The organism is Geobacillus sp. DSP4a (assembly GCF_013096875.1).
In the GTDB taxonomy this organism is placed as follows: domain Bacteria; phylum Bacillota; class Bacilli; order Bacillales; family Anoxybacillaceae; genus Geobacillus; species Geobacillus thermophilus.
Map to the genome: position 1 here is coordinate 46,967 of NZ_SDLD01000024.1, position 6,938 is coordinate 53,904.

The 6,938-nt window shown below is 47.5% G+C and carries 4 protein-coding genes and 1 pseudogene; 3 read left to right on the forward strand and 2 right to left on the reverse strand.

The window, feature by feature from the left end; translation table 11 throughout:
• Positions 1-3: 3 nt before the first annotated feature.
• Positions 4-903: a type II CRISPR-associated endonuclease Cas1 gene (gene cas1, locus ETC02_RS10025; protein ID WP_050368140.1), complete on the reverse strand. Its 900-nt coding sequence runs from the start codon at positions 901-903 to the stop codon at positions 4-6.
• Positions 833-4,096, reverse strand: a complete 3,264-nt coding sequence (cas9, locus tag ETC02_RS10030) for a type II CRISPR RNA-guided endonuclease Cas9 (RefSeq protein WP_050368141.1) — start codon at positions 4,094-4,096, stop codon at positions 833-835. The genes cas1 and cas9 overlap by 71 nt, the downstream gene beginning before the upstream one ends.
• A gap of 309 nt (positions 4,097-4,405) precedes the next feature.
• Between cas9 and ETC02_RS10035 the strand changes: the two are divergent.
• From ETC02_RS10035 to ETC02_RS10045, 3 genes and pseudogenes are all read left to right on the forward strand, one after another.
• Positions 4,406-4,867, forward strand: a pseudogene (locus ETC02_RS10035) (RpnC/YadD family protein); the annotation flags it as partial.
• Positions 4,868-5,412: 545 nt separating this feature from the next.
• A complete protein-coding gene (locus ETC02_RS10040; RefSeq protein WP_042382650.1) occupies positions 5,413-5,622 on the forward strand; it encodes a hypothetical protein in 210 nt (69 codons plus the stop codon).
• A gap of 166 nt (positions 5,623-5,788) precedes the next feature.
• Positions 5,789-6,673, forward strand: a complete 885-nt coding sequence (locus ETC02_RS10045) for an Rpn family recombination-promoting nuclease/putative transposase (protein WP_021321902.1) — start codon at positions 5,789-5,791, stop codon at positions 6,671-6,673.
• Positions 6,674-6,938: the final 265 nt, after the last annotated feature.

A 6,938-nucleotide genomic window follows, 5' to 3' on the forward strand; every position in this document is an offset into this window, starting at 1 on the left:
AACTTACTCATATACGTGCAGTTGCAACGGGAGAAGTTCCGGCAATTTCAACAACGAAGGGTCTTGGCTTCGGCTTGCCGTGACGAAGCTTTTTGTCATCTCTTCCACCGCGTTCACGACGGTCAGTTTCTCTCCATTCACTAGTATGTCCATGTTGACTAAATTATATAAGTCTGCCCGAATGGATGGAGAAAATTCATCATCCGGTTGAATATGTTGAGCCACGTATAGGTCAACGAGCGGACGCAATACTTCCATAAAGTCGTCGGCGAGATTAAATTTGTTCAACTCGTTATCATGGTAAATTCCTAAGCATGGGAGAAAACCATACCCAACGAGAGAGCGGGCGACGAGTCCCCGCATAATGGCGTATCCATAATTCAAAGAAGCGTTCACCACAGAGTCGCTTCGCCGAGTAAATTCGCTGCCAAATAAATACTGGAAGTACTTTTTCGCTCCATACGCTTCACGGTTATTGCTGTCCCCAGAGTCGACGGTTTTGCTGATGCGGTATAGGTCGTCGGCTCCTTCTTTGTTCAGGAACTCCAAACACTTTCCTTGATTGATGAGTTTTTGAATCACGATTCGCTGCCAAATTCGCTTTTTAAAAGGCTTGGAGTAGGCGTACTGCATGTGCAGCACGCCCACTTGGCGGGAATGTTTTTGAAATGGCTGCAGCACCCCATTGGGAAGCCGTTTTTGGTCACAGGTGAATAATGTAATGTTATGTTCGGCCATTTTGCTTAAAGCGGCTGCTGTCACGCTGACAGCTTGTTCCTCGATGATAATGGAACAAATATCCTCGAGCGGGATCGAAACTTTTTCTTCTTGTTCAATCACGAGTTGATTGTAACGGACGGATAGTTTCCCCGGTTTTCGAATGAGCAGATGACGCCAACCCAACTCTTTTTTCCCCTCTCACTTTGTAGATGTTGCCGAGCACATCTACTTGGTATTTCTCGAATCGTTTGAGGGTTCTTGAACCGACGCCTGAGAGGGAGAAGCTACAGTCATGGCTGACTAATTCCAGTCCTGCTGTTCCCGAATGAATGGTTTTATAGTAGGCAAAAAGATCCTTAATTTTGATTTCCTCGCCTCCGGCGGTTTTGATTATTTTTTCCCGCGGAAGCTCAATGCGAATGAGATCATTTGGGTACAGGCTGAATCGGAACGTATAGTCCTCTGTCATTTCCTTCCATTCGGAGTACGGCTTGTTCGGCTCGATGGCTTTGTTTGGCAAAATCCCTTTCATGATGTCCATGGTGTAGACAGGGACACAATAATATTTCCCATCCTTTTCAAATACGTCAACCCGAACGATGTTGCTGTTGTAGGCGACGGTTTTGCCGTCATTGAGCGGGATGACCTGGTTTTTTGTGTCGATGATTTTTACGGTCCGAATGACAGGCCCGGGTTCGCCGTTCTTTTTCGGCTTGTACAAAGGCTCTTGGAATGCCTTTTTCGGGTCATTGTTATGTTCAAGCAGACGCTGGCGGATCGCTTCGTATGTCCTTGGGTCGCTTTCTTTGCCGTACATCGGAAAATGCCCGCTCGCATCCAACTTGATTTCGGACAGTTTCGTTTTGACAACAGTTTGGATTTTCCCGCTCCGTTCATCGATACCGACGTAGCGCCGTAATGTTTCTTGATGAGCCGCCCCTGTAACGCTCCGCTTCGGCATTCGGGATACAAAAACCGGCTGTAGCGATTCGAGTTTCTGATCATCATAATTTCCAAGATTGAGAGCTTTTATACTCTCTTTTGGATGTTTGGATAAACGCGCCCGCAGTTCGTCGGCGAAGTGCGGCCAAGGCTGCGGGAAGTGCGGTTCTGTCTTTTTGGCCAGTTCTTTGTTTTGTTCGCGCCGTTGGTAAAAGGCGGTGACTTTGGCGATATCGCTTGGCGTTGTGCAAGCGACGATCACGGCATCGACGGCATGATGCAAATCCGATTCTTCACGGTTTTTGTTAAACTCCCAGCGGCTTCGCAAATGGGCGGTAACGCGGCCGTTGACCGTATAGACTTTTTGCTTGTCATCACTTTCGGCGAATTTCAGATGTTCGCGAATAAAGTTGGCGAAAAAGCGTGAAATATACCGGGTGTCATTTAAATTTCGATTTTTAAATTCTGTTTCTTCATTTTCATCATAATGGAGTCGGAGCAGCCGATCCCGTTTCTTTTTGGAAAACTGCTTGTTTGTTAACACAAACGTTTCAAACTGTTGCCAGCGTTCGGTTCCGACGCCTAAATATTCGGCAGGAATGCGGTTGCCTTTTTCGCGGTTTTCTTTTGTCAATACCAACACTTTATTGGTATAGCTGTCATCTAGGCTCCGGCTATATGGAATTACATGGTCTACTTCCGTGTACCCTGGTTCAAGCAGCCGCTCGATTTCGATCGGTTGAAGCGAGTAGGCGCACCTCCCATTTTGCTCACTCCAAAGTTTGAACTTGACAATGTCATGGCCGGTTGGGTTTAGCGTCAATCCATACTCCATGAGTTGGCGGATGGCGGTTTCGTTTTTCTTCCGGTTTTCGTCTTGTTCTTTTTTTGTTTTCCGCCGTTCGTCAAACGTTTGTGATAAATCGCGGGCCAACTCGATATGAATGGATACCGGCGAACCGTACTTTTTAATAATAGCATTCACCACTTTCCGCGCCTGTGTCAATGCACGCATGACGACCGGATTGGCGATCGGCGGAATATTTGGTAGCAACATTGTTTTTTGTTTCTTCTTTGGCCCTGTAAATGTGTATCCCGCCCGCTCACAAGCCGAAGAGTAGACTTCTCCTTGTTCCATGTACGGGAGAATGCTGCGAAGCGCCTTTAGCGACAAATGGCCGAATTTGGTGAATGACAAGTTCAATAGTTCCTCAATTAGCTCGTTGTCATATACCTTGTTCGCTAAATTTGGCATCCGTTTTCCGTTTTGTTCATATTCGTTTCGCAAGTAGCTGCGAATGTCGGCATCATCTTTAAACAATGTCAGGGCGTAACCGAATGTATCAAAATCGATGGGGAGAAATGAACTTGACTTCCCCTTTCCATACACTTTATCGACGGCTTTCCGAATTTGATGATAGGCGTCGAGTTCAAGGAATCGGATGTTTTCATTTTGCTTTCGTGATTCACCTCGATCATACACAATGCCTTTAAAGTAAGTGTCATCAGGCAAATGGAGCAACGTCCGTATATCATGGTAGGTGATTTTGTTTTTTTGGAATGCCTGTTCATACAAAAGGCGTCGTTCCTCATCGGTGAGCCCCCGTGTTCCTGATGGGGAGATGAGCCGCAATTTATTGATGTGCTCCCAGGCGATGAACGATTGGAATGTATAGGTTGCTTTTGGCGCCCGTTTTTCTTTCGGTTCAAAGGTACAAAAGCCGACCTTTTTCTCGATGTCATCTTTGGAAGCGACAGGACGCTGGGAAGCCCAAATGGCGATATATTCATTCTCAAACTCTTCCGTGCAACTCATGTTTCCAAACTCACGCTGTTTGGAGAAAATGAGTCGGATCTCGCGTTCTAAGTCATCGCGGGCGATCGTGTTTGTATAATTTTCTCCTTTATTGCGCTTATGGAGAGCAAACTTTGGATCTTTCACAATCATTTCGCCGACGGTCCGGTAGCTTGAGAGAATGGCCCGGTTTTCTTCGATATGTTTGAGCATCGTGCTGTTTTCTTTGTTGCTGCGCTCGCTTTTGCGGTTGGATTTGAAACCGCGCCGCTTGGCTAGATGAAGGAGGACGCGAGCCAGCTCGTCGTTGTTTAATTTTCGATCCAATGCCTCAACACGCAGCTGCCAGACGTCGATTTCGTGTTTTTCCTCGAATAGCTTGTCCAGTTCCTCTTTCGTTAAAATTCCTTCACGAATGATCAGACGGCGAATGCGCTCCAGCCGATGCTTGCGGCGGCGCAGGCGACGCCGGGCGGAGCGGGCGAGGCGTCGGGGAAGAGCTAGGGATTCTCCCGTCTGCGGATTTTCGGCTCTGTCAAAAATGCGGACGCCCAAATCTTCGATGCGAGGAATATCCAAGTTAATGACTGCCCACCCCACAGAGGTAATGCCGATATCAAGGCCGATTTTGTATCTCATGTCGATCCCCTCCCGTTAATAGAGATATGTAGTAAAAAAGACCTTAGCGTTTTCCGCCAAGGTCTGAGTTTGCGCAAGGATGGGGAATGCCCGCCAAAAGCGGGCGACAGGCGATCCCCAACGCCGCGGGTCAGTCTGCCTTAGGCAGAAAGCCCTTATCATAGTAACCCTGAGATCATTGCTGTGGTATGATCCTATTACTATAATAATGGGGAATTTTAGAAAACGCAAGCATTTTTTCAAAAGTTAGATCATTTTGAGTGGAGGGAAACCCACTCGTATGGGTCTGCCCTAGCGCTGCATCCACCAAATAATTCGGTTGCCACCGTCTTGCTAAGCAAAATGGGGTATAATGAAGAGGAGAAAGTCGACGTGAAAAAGGAATTTTTGCGCATGCTCGTCCGTCTCGAGCTGGATGAAGCGAAACAGCGGCTGTTGTTCGGTTTTTTCGAGACGTATTTGCGGCTATCTGAAGAGGAGGAAGCAAAACGGCGAAACGAGGTGAGCCAAATGGAAACGAAGGAAGCGAAACGTGTGATGGAGCTCATCGTCTCATACGAACAGCGGGGAATGGAAAAGGGAATCGAGAAGGGAATCGAACAAGGGGTCAAACAAGGGATCAAACAAGGTATTAAACAAGGGCGCCAACAAGGGATTGAGGAAGGGAAGCTCGACGTGGTGAAGAGAATGCTGGCGAAAGGGTATGATGTCGACACGATCCACGAACTGACCGGGCTACCGGTTGAGAAGATCGAACGGGTGAAGGGGTAAGCAGAGCAGACTCTTCGCCGTCGAGCCTCACATTGTCGTCGACCCCCAATCGTGCAAAAATCCCCGGGGATCGACGACAATGGTTTTTAGCGCCCTAAACCTACAGCCATCAAGGTTGAAAGCCGTTGACAGAATTTTCGAAACGTGGTATGCTGAAAACAGCTCCAAACCGAAAAGCTTGATGGAACAAGCATTTTTGGGGTTTTTATCGTACCTATGAGGGATTGAAACTTGGAAATAGTGATAAGGAATTCCGAGACGTTGACAGTTTTTATCGCACCTATGAGGGATTGAAACTCAGGAGCCTCATTTTCATATCGGGGAACTGGATCAAGTTTTTATCGTACCTATGAGGGATTGAAACGGTGTTTCTTTCGTAACCGAATTGCCAAATAACACTTCGGTTTTTATCGTACCTATGAGGGATTGAAACTTCGGCAGATGATCAAAGAAGGCCTGGAATCCGGGATTAGATTCGGCACAGCGAACCGGGAAATCTGCTTGTGTCTACTAGTTGCAATGAATGAACTGGGGGTGAAGAAACCATGATCACGATCTATGACTTGATCGGCTACATTCAAAACATGGACAACATGGACAAATTGGATGAAATCATCAGTCGATGGTACTTTCAAACGTCTGTCTGGACATCACAGGTGAAAGAAGAAGTCAAAAAAGCGGTGGTCGAAATCCTACAACTAGGCGAACCTAAAGTGTACCAGTTTTTTGTGGATATGTACGGTCTTAAAATGTGAAGTTTTTATCGTACCTATAAAGGGATTGAAACGTCATCCCGGTCGTGACAATTGGAGTTCCTTCTGCCGTTTTTATCGTACCTATGACGAATTTCTCACTGTGAGCAGGATGCCGCCTTGGGGACGGCGAATAGAAAAAGAGAGACCATCAAGGTGAGGTGATTGAATGGCGATTGACCATGATCGGCTGTTCAAAGAGCTGATCCGCACGTTTTTCGAAGAGTTTCTGCTCCTCTTTTTCCCCGACATGCACGAGCATATCGATTTCCACCATCTGTCCTTTTTATCCGAAGAGCTGTTTACCGATGTGACGGCCGGTGAAAAGTACCGCGTTGATTTGCTGGTCGAGACGAAGTTGAAAGGCGAAGACGGGCTGATCATCGTGCACGTGGAAACGCAAGGGTATGTCCAGCCGACGTTTGCCGAGCGCATGTTCCTCTATTTCAGCCGCTTGTATGAAACCTACCGGACCCGCATCGTCCCGATCGCCGTCTTCCACTATGATTCTCTCCGCGAGGAACCGTCTGTGTTTTCGATGGAATTTCCGTTTGGGGAAGTGCTGCAGTTTCGCTTTTTTCCGGTGGCGTTGCGGAAGAAGCAGTGGCGGGAGTACATCCGGCACGACAACCCGGTCGCGGCTGCGCTGCTCAGTCAAATGGGGTATACTGAAAGAGAGAAGGTGGAGCTGAAAAAAGAGTTTTTGCGCATGCTGGTGCGGTTGGAGCTCGATGAGGCAAGGCAGCGGCTGCTGCTTGGGTTTTTTGAGACGTACGTGAAGCTGACGGAGGAAGAGGAACAACAGCTGCAAAGCGAGGTGAAGGCGATGGAAACGAAAGAACGAGAGAAAGTGTTGGAGCTGATCATCTCCTACGAGCAAAAAGGGAAGAAAGAGGGGCTGGAAGAAGGGGTAAAACGCGGCCTTGAGCAAGGGATGAAGCAAGGAATGAAGCGGCTCATTGAGACGATGGCGCAAAAAGGGATGACGGCCGCCGAGATTGCCCGGTTGGTTGATCTTTCTGAAGAAGAGGTTCGAAGCTTGCTGAGCGAGTAAGAGGGAAAGGGGGGTCGATCTCATCCTGGTGTTTCCTGTTGAATGAGTAAGAGGGAAAGAAGAAGGCGGTTATCCACCGCCTTTTTTTCATGAAGTTTGACTTCAGCCGCTTGTTCCGTGAGAATCGTACCACGTGATTTTTATCTTAATTAGGCGAGAAGACTCCCACTTCAACGAAGCGAAGCGGAGTAAGTGGGAGATGAATCGCCTTAACTATATTTTGCTGAAAATAGGATAGATTCAGTAAAATATAGTATAATATAGT

What these genes read in the sequence shown, in the direction of transcription:
- cas9 (WP_050368141.1), bottom strand. Translation starts at nt 4,096, where the DNA reads ATGAGATACAAAATCGGCCTTGATATCGGCATTACCTCTGTGGGGTGG.
- ETC02_RS10045 (WP_021321902.1), top strand. Translation starts at nt 5,789, where the DNA reads ATGGCGATTGACCATGATCGGCTGTTCAAAGAGCTGATCCGCACGTTT.
- ETC02_RS10040 (WP_042382650.1), top strand. Translation starts at nt 5,413, where the DNA reads ATGATCACGATCTATGACTTGATCGGCTACATTCAAAACATGGACAAC.